Raw genomic sequence first — 14,385 nt, forward strand, 5'->3', positions numbered from 1 at the left:
GCTACGGATTCCGGATGGCCACAACGAAGGGCCCGATCGTCTTGACGGTGAAGTGCGGTCCGCTGAACAGGCTGACGTCGAAATCGACGGTGTAGCGCCGCACGTTGGGCTGGTTGGGGTAGACGTCCTGGGCCAGCCGCAGGGTGTAAGTGTCATTGGCGCCGCGGCGCATCAGGAACACCGTCGGCGGCTGCCAGGGCAGGGTGTCGAGCGCATGGGCCAGCTGGTCGGCGTTCTTCAAATCAGCCCAGGACTCGATGGCTGCGGCCCGCTTGTCGAACTCGGCAAGCGGGTTGGCGTAGTGCGACGTCAGGCCCTGGAACCCGTAGTACGGGTAATAGGACAGGAAGCTGTAGTCGGCGGTCAGCACGACGGTTTCCTGCCGGGGCCGGCCGGTGATCTTGGTGATGGCGGCGTCGACTTCGGCGTAGTACTTCTCCGCTCCGGGTGGTCGCCGGTCGCCGCGCTGGCCGTAGCCGTCGGTGTCGGTGTAGGCGACGGTCAGATCGGGGCGCAGCACGTCGGGGATGTCCTGGCTGAAGCCGACGGCCCCGATCAACCCGATGGCCGCCGCGGCCCCGATGACCTTGCGGTCGGTCCGGGCCGCGATCGCCAGCGTCACGTCGATGAACCCGAACACCCCGGCCGCCGACAGCAGAACGGTCAGGGTGGGTTGCAGTCGGAACGACAGCAGAGTCGTGCCGAGCAGCGTGGTCAGCATCGACAGCATCGACCAGCCGTAGACGGTCAGCACGCCGATCCCGAGTGCGGCCGCTCTTGTGGAAGAACGCGCCCGCCATACCAGCCACAGCGTGCCGAGCATGCACAGCGCTCCCAGCAGTGAGAACTGCAGCATCGGGAAGGTGAGGACCGCGCCGTCGGCGGGCAGGTAGTGCTGGGCGCTGCCGGTGTCGCTGAGCGGATGCCGGACAGCTCGCAGCAGGAACGGCAGCCAAGTGACGGCCGCGATGGCCAGGGCGATGACGCCGGCGATTACGAGCCGCAGCATCGGTTCGGCGCTGCGCCGCGAGATCGCCACGATCAAACCCATCACCACGACCGTGAACGCGGTGTAGCCGACGAGCAGGGTGTAGAAGGTGGCCGAGACGCCGAGGAACACTCCGACCCCGACGACGGCAGCCCAGCCTCCGGCTCTGGTCTTGCCGCGCAGTCCCGACCACGCCAGCACCAGGACCGGCGGGATGAGGACGGTGATGATCGCGGCGTAAGGCTCCGGCGAACTGTAGGCCAGCGTCACTGCGGTGGTGGCCACGGTGACGATCAGCGCGTACTCGAACCGAATCATGGCCGACCACAACGTCATCGCGAGAACGACGGCAATCGCGATCGAGACGATCGCCCACGGCTTCAACATCTCCCAGCCCGGGGTTCCGGTCAGGGCGGCAATCCGCCCGCCCAGCCAGAACCAGCCTGGCGGGTAAAAGGGCGGCAGACCGATATAGGTCATGTCGTGCAGTGCTGGGCTCTGCGTGAGCCGGGTCAGGTACTCGGTGCGGAACTGTTGGTCGACGGAGATGCCGAATAGATAGAGGCGGGTCGCGCCGAGCGGCATGCCGAGGGTGACCACCGTGAACGACGCCAGGAACACCGCCGCCGCGATCCGGGCGATCCATTCCCGTCCGCTGCGCCAGACGAATCCGGTACCCAGCAGAAGCACCAGGCACCCCACCTGCCCGACGGTGGTCAGCGCGTGCAGTTGGTTCGACGACGGGAAGGCCGGCCACTGCACCCGAGAGATCGCGATCAGCGCGACGGTCGAAACGGCCACGGCTGCAACGACTGCCGCAACCATCTGGCCTACGGTGGCCAGCGCGCCCTTGGACACCGGGCGGCCTGCTAGATCGGCAGCTTGCGGAAAATGGGGCGCGGGATGTGCCGGATCACGGACATCAGCACACGCACCTGGCCGGGTGCCCACACCAGGGTTTTACCCTTGGCCGCCGACGTGACAGCCAAATCGGCGACATCCTCGGCGTTGACCGTGAACGGCGCCTCCTTGGCGCCGGTGGCCTTCCAGTGCTCCAGCGTCGTGGTGGTACGCACCTGGCCGGGGCGGATGACGAGGACGTGGACCCCGTACTCGCGCAGAGCTTCTCCGAGCCCGAGGTAGAAGCCGTCCAGGCCGGCCTTGGTGGAGCCGTAGACGAAGTTGTTGCGGCGCACCCGCTCGCCGGCCACCGAGGACATCGCGATGATCTGGCCGAAGCCCTGGGTGCGCATCTTCTCACCGATCAGCACCCCCACCGAGACCGCCGCGGTGTAGTTGATCTGGGCGCTCAGGACCGCCTTCGACTGGTTCTGCCAGAGTTCCTCGGCGTCGCCCAGGATGCCGAACGCGACGATCGCCACATCGACATCACCCTTGGCCCAAGCTTTTTCGATGACGTCCGGGTGACTCTTGGTGTCCAGTGCGTCGAAGTCGAGATACTCGACCGAACTGGCGCCGGCCGCTTCCAGCTGGGCGATGGCGGCATCACGCTTGGGTGCGTTCGGCAGATCGGCCAAGATGATCCGGGCTTTGGCGTTGCGCAGGTAGCGCGTGCAGATGGCGAGTCCGATTTCGGAGGTTCCGCCCAGCAGCAGGATGGTTTGCGGATTGCCAGTGGCGTCGATCATGTCGGTGGGGGATGCCTTTCTACAGCAGTTCGAGTCGGCGGGCCATGTCAGAGGCGAACACGCCGTGCGGATCGGCTTTGCGGCGCAGTGCAATCCACTCGTCGATCCGCGGATACATGCGATGGAACTTCTCGGCGTTCACCCGTGAGTCCTTGGCGGTGTAAACGCGTCCCCCGAATTTCATGACCCGATCGTCGAGTTCGTTGAGGAATCCGTTGACACCCGGCTTGTTCGGGAAGTCCATGGCCACGTTCCAGCCGGCCATCGGGAAGCTCAGTGGGGCCGGGTTACCGGGACCGAAGAGCTTGAACACGTTCAGCGCCGAATAGTGGCCCTGGGTTTGGATCCACCGGATGATGTCCTTGAATTCGTCCAGCGCGTCTGGCGGCACCAGGAACTGATGCTGCGCGAAACCGGCTGGGCCGTAGGCATATTGCCACCCGGTCGTGATGTCCAACATGTGGTAGAACTGCGTCAGATTGACGATCTTGTTCTGGTAGTTGCCGCTGACCCGGTAGAACGCCTCGCCGACCAGGCTCAGTGAGAGCTTGTTCATCACGCTGACCGGGAACAGGTTCGGCACCGCAGGCAGTTTCGGCGCGCTGAACTGCAGTGGGTTCTTCGCCAACTTCTCCGGTAGCTGGTCCAGTCGTGCCAGGCTGCCCCGGCTGACCGCGGCGCGCCCCAGCTTGGGCGGCGGATTGATCAGATCGAACCAGGCGCTCGAGTAGGTGTAGTTGGCCTCGCTGCCGTCCTGGTGGACCGCCACCGTCTCGTCCAGATCGGCGGTGGCGATACCGTCGGCGATGAAGTACGCCGTCTCGGTGCGGGTCATCGCGATGCGCGCGCGAATCACGATGCCCGTCAAGCCATTTCCGCCGACCGTGGCCCAGAACAGTGCCGTGTCTTCGTCTGAGCCGCCCGTTGGCGTCAGCGTGTGAACCTCGCCGTCGGCCATCAGCAGGTCCAGCGACAGCACGTGGTTGCCGAAACTGCCTGCGCTGTGGTGATTCTTGCCATGGATGTCGGATCCGATTGCGCCACCCACGGTGACCTGCCGGGTGCCTGGCAGGACCGGCACCCACAGTCCGAACGGCAGCGCGGCCTTCATCAGCTGATCCAGGCTCACCCCGGCGTCCACGTCGGCCACCGCGGTGTCCGCGGACAGCGAATGGATCCGGTTCAACCGGGTCATGTCGACGATGATGCCGCCGCCGTTGCAGGCCTGGTCTCCATACGAGCGGCCGAGGCCGCGTGCCACGATTCCGCGGCGCAGGTACGACGGGCTGGCGGAATCGGCGTCGGCGACCTGCCGGACGGCGTCGGCGATCACCTCCACATCGGGAGTGGAGAGCACCTGTGCCACGCTCGGCGCAGTTCGGCCGAATCCGGTCAGAGAACGCGGCGTGAGGGGAAGTGCGGTAGCCATATCAGTGCCAAAGGGTACCCGGCCCCACTACTTCAACCTGAATATCACTGCTCGCTGGACCACGAAGTTGATGACTGTGGCGGTGCCCTGCGCGATGACGAAGGCCACCGGGACCTGCCAGGAATGGCCGGCGAACTTCAGATAGAACAGGTAGTTGATGCCGACCTGTACCGCATAAGTGAGGGCGTAGAGCACGATCACGGCGACGAAGCGGGCCGTGCTCGGCGGCGCTTGGAAGGTCCATCGGCGGTTGATCAGGTAGGCCGTGGTCGTGCCGGCTATGAAGCTCAGCGTCTTGGCCACGTTGACCTGCAGGCCGAGCTTGAGGAACAGCACGTAGAGCCCGAAGTCGACGATGGCCGACAGCCCTCCGGTGACGATGAAACGCACCATCTGGGTCTTGAGGCTCAGGGATGCCGTCGGGGCTGATTCGGCCACGCCGGAAGCTTACTGGTGGTACCCGTTCACCCTTTGGGTGGCGATGAGTGCACGATGGTGGTGTGCAGGACCTGGTTGACGCCTGGGCGACGCTTCTGGCCCGGCATACCGACGACCCGGCCGTGGCCGAGGTGGGCCGCGACTTGGTGGCTTCCTGGTCGGAAGCCCACCGCCACTACCACTCCGTCGAGCACCTGCGTGACATCCTTCGCCACGTCGAGGAGCTGGCCGAATTCGCCGACGACCCGGACGCTGTGCGGCTCGCGGCCTGGTACCACGATGCGATCTACGCCGGACTTCCCGACGACGAGGAACGCAGCGCCCAGCTCGCCGAGCAGGACCTCTCCCGCCTGGGCGTGCAGCCGCAGTTGGTCGACGAGGTGGCCCGCCTGATTCGGCTGACGATCACTCACGATCCCGCGCCCGGCGATCACAACGGCGAGGTGCTCTCCGATGCCGACCTGGCAGCGTTGGCGGTGCCGAGGGACCGCTACGAGCGCAACACCGCGGCGATTCAGGCCGAGTACAGCCACGTCCCGGGCGAGGTGTTTCGCCGGGGCCGGGTGCAGGTGCTGGTGGCGCTGCTTGGTGGGCCGGGTGTCTTCCGCACCGAGTACGCCCGCCGCGAGTGGGAGGCATCGGCCCAGGGCAACCTGCGGGCGGAGCTGGCCACGCTGACGGATTGAGGGTCGTCAGCCGCTGGTAGTGACGCCTGACCACCGCGAAGGGCCGTTCGACCCTATTGGCGTGGACGTTCGCTGGGGAAGATCTCGCACATGACAGTCGAACAGGACCCCATCGTGGTACTCAGCGACGACGAGAGTTGGGATCGCCTGAAAAGCGTTGCGCTGGGGCGTCTGGTCACCCAGATCGGCGATCAGTTGGAGATCTTCCCGGTCAACTTCGTGACGCAGAACCACACGGTGCTGTTCCGGACCGCCGAGGGCACAAAGCTGTTCAGCACGGTGATGAACGACAAGGTGCTCTTCGAAGTCGACGACCACACCGTCTCGGAGGGCTGGAGCGTCATCATCCGCGGCACCGCTCGTGTGCTCACCGCGGCCGATGACATTCACGAAGCGGAGCGCGCGCAACTGCTGCCCTGGGTCGCGACCGAGAAGCTGCGGTTCGTGCGGATCACCCCAAGTGAGGTGTCCGGCAGACGTTTTGTGTTCGGGCCGGAGCCCGACCGGGGGTCGTACCCCGGTTAGCCGCCCAGTGTGCGTTCAGATACGAAAATCGCAGCGGATTCGTGTCCACACGCACACTCGGTGCGCGTCACACCCAGTACGGAACCCGTGCGCGGTACTGCCGCAGTGCGAACGCCGCGAGCAGCCAGCCGAGCAGCGTCAGTCCGATCACGACGGCCCAGTGCCGCCAGTGCTGATCGGCGCCCAGCAGCGGGGCGCGCAGGATGTCGAGGTAGTGCAGCAGTGGGTTGAGTTCGATGATCTTGGCCCAGCGGCCGGCGCCCTGCTGCTGCAAGGTGTTGTCGTTCCAGATGATCGGCGTCATGAAGAACAGCAGCTGCACGATCGAGAACAGCAGCGGGCCGATGTCGCGGTAGCGGGTGGCCAGGATGCCGAAGCAGAACGAGACCCAGACGCAGTTCAGCATGATCAACAGCAGCGCCGGGATCGCCGACAAGTCCGCCCAGGACCACGGTTTCGGGAAGATGATCGCGATCACCACATAGATGACGATGTTGTGCCCGAACAGAATCATCTGCCGCCACACCAGCCGGTAGACGTGCACGCTCAGCGGGGTCGGCAGCTGTTTGATCAATCCTTCGTTGGCGATGAACACGTCGGCGCCTTCGAGAATCGCGGCGTTGATCATGTTCCAGATGATCAGGCCGAGCGTCACATACGGCAGGTGCTCGGACAGCTTGAGATGGAACAGCTGTGAGTACAGCCCACCCATCGCGACCGCGGTCGTTCCGGTCGCGATCGTGATCCAGAACGGGCCGAGCACCGAGCGGCGGTACTTCTGCTTGATGTCCTGCCAGCCGAGGTGCAACCACAGTTCGCGCTTGCGATACCCGTCGAGCAGGTCGCCCCACGCGCGGGTGAAGGTCTTCGACTGCGCGGCGGCGTCGACGATCGTCATCGTGTTCCTTTCCCGTCGCTTCGCTCGCCCCGGACGAACCTTTCGTGCCTACCCAAGCGCCGCAACCGAATCCATTCGGCGAAGCCTTTCGGGTCTCGGCGCTGGACCAAGAAGAACCATCCGAATCGCACCCACTCCTGCGGTACCAGCTTGCGCATGCCGCGCTGTGCCTGCAGGTAGCCGCGGTTGCGATAGGTGAAGTAGCGCTTGGTCGGATCGTCCGGATATTGGGTGTGCATTTTCCCGCCGAGGATCGGCTTGAACTCGTCACTGCCGTAGGGATGCAGGTAGGTCGCAGCCAGGCAGGTGCCGAACGGCAAGCCCGACAACACCAGTCGACGGTGCATGTCGACCTCGTCACCGCGGATGAACAAGCGGATATCGGGAATCCCCACGGCCATAAGGGCTTCCGCGCGAAACAATGCGCCGTTGAACAGCGACGCATACCCGGGGAGCAGGTCTTCGCTGCCCAATTCGGCGGTGTGCCGATGCCACACCAGACCCTGGCGAACTGGGAACGCCAACCGGTCCGGGTGGTCGATATCGCACACCATCGGCGACACTTCGGCCAGACCGTGGCGCTGTGCGCAGGCCAGCAAGGTGGCCAGCACGTCGCCGTCCATCGGCCGCCCGTCGTCATCGGCCAGCCACACCCAGTCCGCGCCCAGCGACAGTGCGTGCAGCATGCCCAGCGCGAATCCTCCTGCGCCACCGAGGTTTCGGTGGGATCCCAGATAGGTGGTCGGCACGGGCTGCCCGGCGACGAGGTCGCGCACCTGATCGTCGTTGTCGTTGTCGACGACGATCAGGTGGTCGACCATCCGGGTCTGGGTGGTCAGCACACCGAGCGATTTGGCGAGTTCGTCGACGCGGCGATGAGTGACGACGACGGCGCACACCAGATCGGTCACGGGGTGGCGACCCCGTCGGACCAATCGGACTTGTGCTCGTCCAACACTTCCCGCACATGCCGGGCCGCGTCCTCGCCCTCGTACGCCCGTACGACGTCCTCGATGCCGCCGGACATCTTGATGGTGCCGTGGTCGATCCACATCGCGGTCTTGCACAGCCGCGCCAGGAACTCGTTGGAGTGGCTGGCGAACACCAGGATTCCGGAGCGCTCGACCAGCCGCTGCAGCCGCGTCTGCGCCTTCTTCAGGAAGTCGGCGTCCACCGCGCCGATGCCCTCGTCGAGCAGCAGGATCTCGGGGTCGATACTGGTGACGACACCCATGGCCAGTCGCACTCGCATACCGGTCGAGTAGGTGCGCAGCGGCATCGACAGGTACTCACCGAGTTCGGTGAAGTCGGCGATCTCGTCGACCTTGGCCATCATCTGCTTGCGGGTCTGACCCAGGAACAGGCCACGGATGATGATGTTCTCGAAGCCGGAGATCTCCGGATCCATCCCGACGCCGAGGTCGAACACCGGCGCGACCCGGCCGCAGACCGTGGCCGACCCGCGGGTCGGTTCGTAGATCCCGGACAGCAATCGCAGCAGCGTGGACTTACCTGCGCCGTTGTGGCCGACGAGGCCGACGCGGTCGCCCATCTTGAGCGACAGGGTGATGTCCCGTAGGGCCTCGATCACGACGACGTTCTCGGTGTTGCGCCCGATCGCGCCGCCGGCGGCACCGAGAAACGTCTTCTTCAGCGACCGTGTCTTGGCGTCGAAGATCGGAAACTCAACCCAGGCGTCGCGGGTTTCGATGTAGGGGTCGTCGGCAGGCACCGGGGTCTCGGCTAGAGGTACTGCCCGGTGCCGTGACCGGGGACTCCGGGCGTGCCGGGCTGTGCGATACCGGGCGGCAGGGCTCCCTGGCGCATGTGCTCGAGCTGCGCGCGCGCCGCCATCTGCTGGGCGAACAGCGCGGTCTGGATTCCGTGGAACAGGCCCTCGAGCCAGCCGACCAGCTGCGCCTGGGCGATGCGCAGCTCGGCGTCGGACGGGATGCTGTCGTCAGTGAACGGCAAGGCGAGGCGCTCGAGCTCTTCGCGTAGCTCGGGGGCCAGCCCGTCTTCGAGCTCGCGGATCGAGGTCGCGTGGATCTCGCGCAGCCGGCTGCGGCTGGCGTCGTCCAGCGGTGCGGCGCGCACCTCTTCGAGCAGTTGCTTGATCATCGTGCCGATGCGCATCACCTTGGCCGGCTGCTCCACCAGGTCGGTCACGGAGCGGCCGTCGGAGTCGCTTTCGCCCTCGTCGGCACCGGTGATGATTTCGATGTTGTCGTCGTCTGTGTTCGTCGTCATGGAGTGAGCATTCCCTCGTCGCCCATTGTTACCGGGTGTCCTGCGGTGCAGATCCGCGCCATTCGTAGATGCGGGCCTCGCCGTTGTCGTAGATCTTCGCCCACGACTTGGACTTGTCTAGTGACACTAGTCCGTCCGGCATGACGAACCCGCGAACCACCGGTGTGCTCGTCAGGACGTAGCGGATGTTGAGTGCCTTCACCGCCTCGGCGATGCGCGGATCGTGGTCGGCGTCGTCGGCGTAGGCCCAGAAGATGAAGCGGTGGTAGCCAGGTCCCTGCTGCACCGGGTAGTCGTAGTGCGTCCACAACGGGTGCAGGCCGGCCACGGCGTACATCCAGGCGGTGCCGTCGACGTTCGCGTCGCCGATCAGGGTGTCGCGGGCACCCGGCAGGGTCGCCAGATACGCCATCGCCTCCAGATCCTTGTTGTCGATGATCACCTGGTCGTATTTCTCGCCCATCAGGTATCGGTGCCGCGGGAAGTAGTGCCAGGCCAGTCCGACGCTGATCGCGACAAGCAGCACCGCAGTGACGCCGATCCAGAACCCGCGGTCGGGTTCCCGGGCTGCGGCCCAGCGGCGGGTCAACCGGCGGGCGCCGGCCACCAGCACCAACGCCAGCGAGTAGAGCGCGATCCCGGCCATCGGCGTCAACAGCATCGTCACCACGGCGGACAGTCGCCGGGGATCGCTGTAGAACAGGTCGCTGTACTTGCCGATGATGCTGCCGAGCGGGCCACCGAAAGGCGCTCCGGAATGCACGATCGACACGATCAGCACCAGCCAGACCGCCGCCGGCCACCAGATCCGTTTGGTCAGCAGCAGGACGAAGCCGGCGCCCGCCAGCGCGACGATGATGTTCTGGATCGGGTAGTCGTTGAGGTGCCGGGTGTGCTGGACGATTGCGTTGAACAGCGTGCGTTTGCGGCCCTGATGGGTCAGGAATGCGTGCCCGGCGATGACCTCGGCCTGTTGCAGAACGCCGAGGAACTGCGGGAGCAGAACCGCCAGCGTGGGCACCGCGATGATCGTCAGCGTGATGAAGTCGCGTGCCCGGCCCAGCACCGGCCGCCACAACGCGTCCAGCAGCCACCACGCCACCACGAAGGTGACCACCACGACGCCGCCGGTGATGTGCACGGAGAAGACGCCCACCAGCGCGATCACCGCCATCGGGATGCGATCGCGGTTCCGCAGGGATGACGCGATCAGGACGAACGCCGGGATGGCGAGGCCGTAGGCCGCCATGTTCGGCATCGAGGCGGTGTCGAATTCGACGTAGGGCACCGAGGTGAACGACGCGGACAGCGCGGCCGCAGTGGCCGCCGCACCCGCGGTGCGCCACTGCGAGGTGCCGCGCGAGCGCAGCAGCTGCCAGGTCAACAGGGCCGCGCTGAGCGGGAACAACCAGACCGCCGCAGACAGCGAGCTGAGCGTGTACGCGGTGGTCGGCGCCGCGCCGGTCAGCTGTGCCAGCACGGCACCCAGTGCGTGAAAGACCGAGGGGTAGTAGAGCTGCGCGTGGGTTTCGACGTTGCGCAGCTCACCCATGTGAGTCGACGACGCCTGACCGGTGTCGAGGATCCAGCGGATGGTGTTGGCGTGCCAGACCGAGTCCCAGTTGCTCGGGATGGACTGCCAGTACGGCATGCCCCGCCAGGCGGCAAGCCCGATCAACAGCGCGCCCAGGATCACTCCGGCGGCCACCGTCAGCGCGGGCCACAGCGAGACCTCGTCGGCGGTCGGGTCGGCGGCGCGGTACCTGGCGAGCAGAATCCGCAAACCGAACACGGCGGCCGTGACAATCGCGAGTGCCAGCAGCGCCGTCCAGGCGTTCCAGCGGATGCCGATGGCGCCGAACGGGATGATGGCCAGGCCCACAACGCCGTACGTCAGCACCGGCCCCACGCCGAGTGCGACGTACCAGCGCAGCCGTCCGGCCATGGCGACCACTGCACCCGGCAGGATCAGCAACAAGACCGCGATCAGGACTCCGAACCCGAAGCTCACTGGACTAGTATGGCTGGCCAGGTGAACCTGCCCTTATCGCCCTTCGGCGAGGACCGCAGGCGCCATCGCTGTCTCAATAGCGCAATCACCGACGCTCTAAGGTGGGCTCATGGCATACGACGTCGCCCGGGTGCGTGGTCTGCACCCAGCATTGGGCGACGGGTGGATGCGCTTCGACGCCCAAGCCGGGATGCTCATTCCCGAGTCGGTGGCCACCACGGTCTCGACGGCGTTCCGGGGTTCGGTGCCCAACACGGCCAGCCCGCATCCGGCCGCCCGGCGCAGCGTCGCTGTTCTGGACGCCGCCCGTCAGGCGGTGGCCGACCTGGTCAACGGCGATCCGAGCGGAGTGGTGCTCGGCGCCGATCGCTCGATCCTGCTGACGTCGCTGGCCGATGCGTCGTCCTCGCGGGCCGGGATCGGCTACGAGGTGGTCGTCAGCAGGCTCGACGACGAGGCCAACATCGCGCCGTGGCTTCGCGCGGCCAACCGGTATGGGGCCAAGGTCAAGTGGGCTGAGGTCGACATCGAGACCGGTGAGCTGCCGTCGTGGCAGTGGGAGGGCTTGATCACGCCGCCCACCCGCTTGGTGGCCATGACGTCGGCGTCTTCGACCTTGGGCACGATCACCGACGTGAGTGCCGTCACCAAGCTCGTGCATGACGTCAGCGGTTTGGTGGTCGTGGACCATTCGGCCGCGGCGCCCTATCAGCTGATGGATCTCGACGAGACCGAGGCCGACGTCGTCGCGCTCAACGCACCGGCATGGGGTGGGCCGCCGATCGGTGCGCTGGTGTTCCGCAGCCCGTCGCTCATCGACAGCTTCGGGTCGGTGTCGATGAATCCGTACGCCAGCGGGCCGGAGCGACTCGAACTCGGCGGCCACCAGTACGGTCTGCTGGCCGGGGTGGTGGCAAGCATCGAGTATCTGGCCGGACTGGACGAGTCAGCGCGGGGTAGCCGACGCGAAAGGCTTGCTCTCTCAATGCAATCCGCTGGGGCGTATCTCGGCGGACTCTTCGACTACTTGATGGGCTCGCTGCGGTCGCTGCCCCTGGTGATGGTGATCGGCCGGCCGGAGGCGCACATCCCCGTGGTCAGTTTCGCGGTGACCGGGGTGCCTGCCGAGCGAGTGGTCCAGCGGTTGGCGGACAACGGCATTCTGGCCGTATGCAACGCCAACTCGCGGGTGCTCGACCTGATCGGCGTCAACGACATCGGCGGTGCGGTGACCGTCGGCTTGGCGCACTACTCGACGATGGCCGAGGTCGATCAGCTGGTGCGGGCGCTCGCCTCGCTCGGCTGAATCCGGCTCACGTCACTCGGTGACGGTCAGCAACACTTTCCCGAACGTCTCGCCACTGGTCAGCACCCGGTGCGCTTCGGCGGCCTCGGCGATGGGGAACCGCGCGCCGATGATGGGGCGCACCCGACCGTCGGCGATCATCGGCCATACCGAGGCCACCACCTCCTCGACGATGGCCTTCTTTCCGTGCGGTCCGTCGATGGGCCGGCCGCGCAACGAGGTACCGATCACGTGCAGTCGCTTGGCGACCGCCTTGGCAATGTTGAATTCCGCTTTGATGCCGCCCTGCATGCCGATGATGGTCATCCGCCCGTCCGGTGCCAACGCGTCGAGGTTGCGGTCGAGGTAGGCCGCACCCATGATGTCGAGGATGACGTCGGCCCCGCGCCCGTCGGTCGCATTATTGACGCGCGCGACGAAATCTTCGTCGCGGTAAGGGATTAGGACGTCCGCGCCCAGGTCGCGGCACAAGTCGAGCTTCGATCGTGAACCCGCCGTCACCGCCACTCGATTGCCCAGTGCGGTGGCGACCTGAATGGCGTGGGTGCCGATCCCGCTTGCGCCGCCGTGGATGAGCAACAGTTCGCCGTCGGTCAGATGTGCGGTCATGGCGATGTTGGACCACACCGTGCAGGCGACTTCAGGCAGCGCGGCCGCATCGGGCAGCGAGACACCGAGGGGGACGGGCATGACCTGGCCGGCGGGCACCGCAACGTACTCGGCGTAACCGCCGCCGGCCAGCAACGCGCAAACGTCTTGTCCGACAGCCCATCCCGTCACGCCTTCGCCCACGTCGGCAATGACGCCGGACACCTCGAGACCGAGGATGTTGCTGGCTCCCGGGGGTGGCGGGTAGTTCCCGGCCGCTTGCAGGAGGTCGGCCCGGTTGACGCCCGCGGTGTTCACCCGGATCAGGACTTCGCCCGGTCCTGGCGACACATCGGGCACTTCGCGCCAGGTCAGGCGGTCGGATGATTCAGCGACGATGGCCAACATGGGCGCCAGGTTACTCCCGAGTCATTTCGACCTCGTACGGCGCTGTGTCGCTTACGATTGCGCAATGGGAGGGATGATTGCGGGGCGGACCGCCAGTGAGATGCCGGGGTTGGATATAGCCGAGGAGAGATCTTGGCAAAACTTCCTCGACGCCGCACTGCGGCTGTACGGAACACTGAATCGGGGGCTCGTCGACAAGCACAAGTTGAGCTTGGTCGACGTTCGTCTGTTGGAAATTCTGGACAACTCGGAGACCGGCGCGGCCCGGATGGGGGATCTTGCCGAACAGCTGATGTCGTTGCCGAGTCGGGTGACGCGCCAGATTCGCCGGCTGGAGACCGCGGGGCTGGTGCGTCGAGAGGCAAGCCCCGACGACGGTCGCGGGGTGTTGGCGAGTATCACCGACCTCGGTCGTGAGGTCGTCGAAGACGCCATGCTGACCTACGCCAAGGGGGTCCGGGAGAACTTCCTGACTCCGTTGTCTCGCCCGCAGATGGCGGCGATGGGGGAGAACTGCCGCCGGATCAGTGCCGCCTTGAAGAACGGCGGCAACTCGACGAGGGTCGGCCGGGTCTAACCGCTAGTCTTGTCGGCGGTGGCGTGGCAGAGCGGCCTAATGCACTCGCCTTGAAAGCGAGAGACGGCTAACACCGTCCGGGGGTTCAAATCCCTCCGCCACCGCTGCGTGGGCGCCGAGCTTTGTTGTAAGCGCCCATCGAACTGCCTGGCATGTCGCCCTGGGTCAGCTGTGGGGCGGGGTCAGGACTTCTGTGGATCAGCTTGGGACGCGTGCATTGCAGCCGCGGGCGGGCATACAAAGGATCTAAGGCGTCCGAAAGGTAGCCGGACCATTCTTGTGGAGCGGCCCGGTGGAGCGGCGTCGGCCCGAAACATCGTGAAAGGTGCTGGTCAACATGTCCTCCCCTCGAAAGCTTCGGAAAAGCTTGGCTCTGGATAAGAGGTTGCTGGGTACTGTGGTGGGCGGCGGTGCCATCGCGGTACTCGGCCTGTTCGGACTCACCCACCCGGCCCCTGCGTCGCTGACCCACACGGCCGACTCCGGCGACGAGACGAAGTTCCCCGCCTACTCCTCACCGGCCGTCGCCGCGATGAACATGGGCGCGACGACGACGACCCAACCCACCGACGAGCCGACGGCCCTCGAGGTCACCAAAGCGGTACCGGCCATCAAAGCCGGCAGCAAGTAAC

15 protein-coding genes and 1 tRNA gene are annotated in these 14,385 nt (G+C 66.0%); 6 read left to right on the plus strand and 10 right to left on the minus strand.

Annotated features, from left to right (window positions below; translation table 11 throughout):
* Position 1 precedes the first annotated feature (1 nt).
* Genes G6N32_RS01110 through G6N32_RS01125 form a run of 4 tightly spaced genes read right to left on the minus strand, consistent with a single transcriptional unit; the run spans position 2 to position 4,459 of the window.
* Positions 2-1,813 carry a galactan 5-O-arabinofuranosyltransferase gene (locus G6N32_RS01110; RefSeq protein WP_115318913.1) on the minus strand — a complete coding sequence of 604 codons (1,812 nt, stop codon included), beginning with the start codon at positions 1,811-1,813 and terminating at the stop codon, positions 2-4.
* Positions 1,814-1,857: 44 nt separating this feature from the next.
* A complete protein-coding gene (locus G6N32_RS01115; protein WP_115317728.1) occupies positions 1,858-2,637 on the minus strand; it encodes a decaprenylphospho-beta-D-erythro-pentofuranosid-2-ulose 2-reductase in 780 nt (259 codons plus the stop codon).
* A 19-nt stretch (positions 2,638-2,656) separates the two neighbouring features.
* A complete protein-coding gene (locus G6N32_RS01120) occupies positions 2,657-4,066 on the minus strand; it encodes a decaprenylphosphoryl-beta-D-ribose oxidase (protein ID WP_115317727.1) in 1,410 nt (469 codons plus the stop codon).
* A 27-nt stretch (positions 4,067-4,093) separates the two neighbouring features.
* Positions 4,094-4,459, minus strand: coding sequence for a GtrA family protein (locus G6N32_RS01125; RefSeq protein ID WP_115318912.1), 366 nt, complete (start codon positions 4,457-4,459; stop codon positions 4,094-4,096).
* Positions 4,460-4,566: 107 nt separating this feature from the next.
* Between G6N32_RS01125 and G6N32_RS01130 the strand changes: the two genes are divergently transcribed.
* Positions 4,567-5,190, plus strand: coding sequence for an HD domain-containing protein (locus G6N32_RS01130; RefSeq protein WP_115318911.1), 624 nt, complete (start codon positions 4,567-4,569; stop codon positions 5,188-5,190).
* A 90-nt stretch (positions 5,191-5,280) separates the two neighbouring features.
* Entirely contained in the window at positions 5,281-5,715 is a 435-nt protein-coding gene (locus G6N32_RS01135) for a pyridoxamine 5'-phosphate oxidase family protein (protein ID WP_115317726.1), read from the plus strand.
* Positions 5,716-5,782: 67 nt separating this feature from the next.
* On the opposite strand, the gene wzm is transcribed toward G6N32_RS01135, so the two are convergent.
* The 5 genes from wzm to G6N32_RS01160 are packed head-to-tail and all read right to left on the minus strand — an operon-like array spanning position 5,783 to position 10,874.
* The gene (gene wzm / locus G6N32_RS01140) at positions 5,783-6,613 is read right to left on the minus strand and encodes a galactan export ABC transporter permease subunit Wzm/RfbD (RefSeq protein WP_115317725.1); all 831 of its coding nucleotides are present in this window, start codon (positions 6,611-6,613) and stop codon (positions 5,783-5,785) included.
* Entirely contained in the window at positions 6,610-7,524 is a 915-nt protein-coding gene (gene glfT1 / locus G6N32_RS01145) for a galactofuranosyltransferase GlfT1 (protein ID WP_115317724.1), read from the minus strand. The genes wzm and glfT1 overlap by 4 nt, the downstream gene beginning before the upstream one ends.
* Positions 7,521-8,345 (minus strand): galactan export ABC transporter ATP-binding subunit Wzt/RfbE, encoded by an 825-nt coding sequence (wzt, locus tag G6N32_RS01150; RefSeq protein ID WP_115317723.1) that lies wholly within the window; start codon positions 8,343-8,345, stop codon positions 7,521-7,523. The genes glfT1 and wzt overlap by 4 nt, the downstream gene beginning before the upstream one ends.
* A gap of 11 nt (positions 8,346-8,356) precedes the next feature.
* A complete protein-coding gene (locus G6N32_RS01155) occupies positions 8,357-8,863 on the minus strand; it encodes a bacterial proteasome activator family protein (RefSeq protein WP_115317722.1) in 507 nt (168 codons plus the stop codon).
* A 28-nt stretch (positions 8,864-8,891) separates the two neighbouring features.
* On the minus strand, positions 8,892-10,874 hold the full coding sequence (locus G6N32_RS01160; protein WP_115317721.1) for a DUF6541 family protein: 1,983 nt from the start codon (positions 10,872-10,874) through the stop codon (positions 8,892-8,894).
* Positions 10,875-10,983: 109 nt separating this feature from the next.
* Between G6N32_RS01160 and G6N32_RS01165 the strand changes: the two genes are divergently transcribed.
* The gene (locus tag G6N32_RS01165) at positions 10,984-12,180 is read left to right on the plus strand and encodes a cysteine desulfurase-like protein (RefSeq protein WP_115317720.1); all 1,197 of its coding nucleotides are present in this window, start codon (positions 10,984-10,986) and stop codon (positions 12,178-12,180) included.
* A gap of 12 nt (positions 12,181-12,192) precedes the next feature.
* Here the strand turns inward: G6N32_RS01165 and G6N32_RS01170 are convergent, their stop codons facing one another.
* Positions 12,193-13,176, minus strand: coding sequence for an NAD(P)H-quinone oxidoreductase (locus G6N32_RS01170; protein ID WP_115317719.1), 984 nt, complete (start codon positions 13,174-13,176; stop codon positions 12,193-12,195).
* 64 nt (positions 13,177-13,240) lie between these two features.
* On the opposite strand from G6N32_RS01170, the gene G6N32_RS01175 reads away from it, so the two are divergent.
* From G6N32_RS01175 to G6N32_RS01185, 3 genes are all read left to right on the plus strand, one after another.
* The gene (locus tag G6N32_RS01175; protein ID WP_115317718.1) at positions 13,241-13,753 is read left to right on the plus strand and encodes a MarR family winged helix-turn-helix transcriptional regulator; all 513 of its coding nucleotides are present in this window, start codon (positions 13,241-13,243) and stop codon (positions 13,751-13,753) included.
* Positions 13,754-13,770: 17 nt separating this feature from the next.
* Positions 13,771-13,857: transfer RNA gene (locus tag G6N32_RS01180), tRNA-Ser, on the plus strand.
* A 233-nt stretch (positions 13,858-14,090) separates the two neighbouring features.
* Positions 14,091-14,384, plus strand: coding sequence for a hypothetical protein (locus tag G6N32_RS01185; protein ID WP_147291961.1), 294 nt, complete (start codon positions 14,091-14,093; stop codon positions 14,382-14,384).
* Position 14,385: the final 1 nt, after the last annotated feature.

The sequence above is a fragment of the Mycolicibacterium aichiense genome (assembly GCF_010726245.1).
Taxonomy (GTDB): domain Bacteria; phylum Actinomycetota; class Actinomycetes; order Mycobacteriales; family Mycobacteriaceae; genus Mycobacterium; species Mycobacterium aichiense.

Bases quoted from the DNA above. Each gene is read 5' to 3' on its own strand.
- G6N32_RS01170 (WP_115317719.1), bottom strand. From the start codon at position 13,176: ATGTTGGCCATCGTCGCTGAATCATCCGACCGCCTGACCTGGCGCGAA.
- G6N32_RS01185 (WP_147291961.1), top strand. From the start codon at position 14,091: ATGTCCTCCCCTCGAAAGCTTCGGAAAAGCTTGGCTCTGGATAAGAGG.
- G6N32_RS01135 (WP_115317726.1), top strand. From the start codon at position 5,281: ATGACAGTCGAACAGGACCCCATCGTGGTACTCAGCGACGACGAGAGT.
- G6N32_RS01110 (WP_115318913.1), bottom strand. From the start codon at position 1,813: ATGGTTGCGGCAGTCGTTGCAGCCGTGGCCGTTTCGACCGTCGCGCTG.
- G6N32_RS01165 (WP_115317720.1), top strand. From the start codon at position 10,984: ATGGCATACGACGTCGCCCGGGTGCGTGGTCTGCACCCAGCATTGGGC.
- G6N32_RS01115 (WP_115317728.1), bottom strand. From the start codon at position 2,637: ATGATCGACGCCACTGGCAATCCGCAAACCATCCTGCTGCTGGGCGGA.
- G6N32_RS01120 (WP_115317727.1), bottom strand. From the start codon at position 4,066: ATGGCTACCGCACTTCCCCTCACGCCGCGTTCTCTGACCGGATTCGGC.
- G6N32_RS01125 (WP_115318912.1), bottom strand. From the start codon at position 4,459: ATGGTGCGTTTCATCGTCACCGGAGGGCTGTCGGCCATCGTCGACTTC.
- wzm (WP_115317725.1), bottom strand. From the start codon at position 6,613: ATGACGATCGTCGACGCCGCCGCGCAGTCGAAGACCTTCACCCGCGCG.
- G6N32_RS01175 (WP_115317718.1), top strand. From the start codon at position 13,241: ATGGGAGGGATGATTGCGGGGCGGACCGCCAGTGAGATGCCGGGGTTG.
- G6N32_RS01155 (WP_115317722.1), bottom strand. From the start codon at position 8,863: ATGACGACGAACACAGACGACGACAACATCGAAATCATCACCGGTGCC.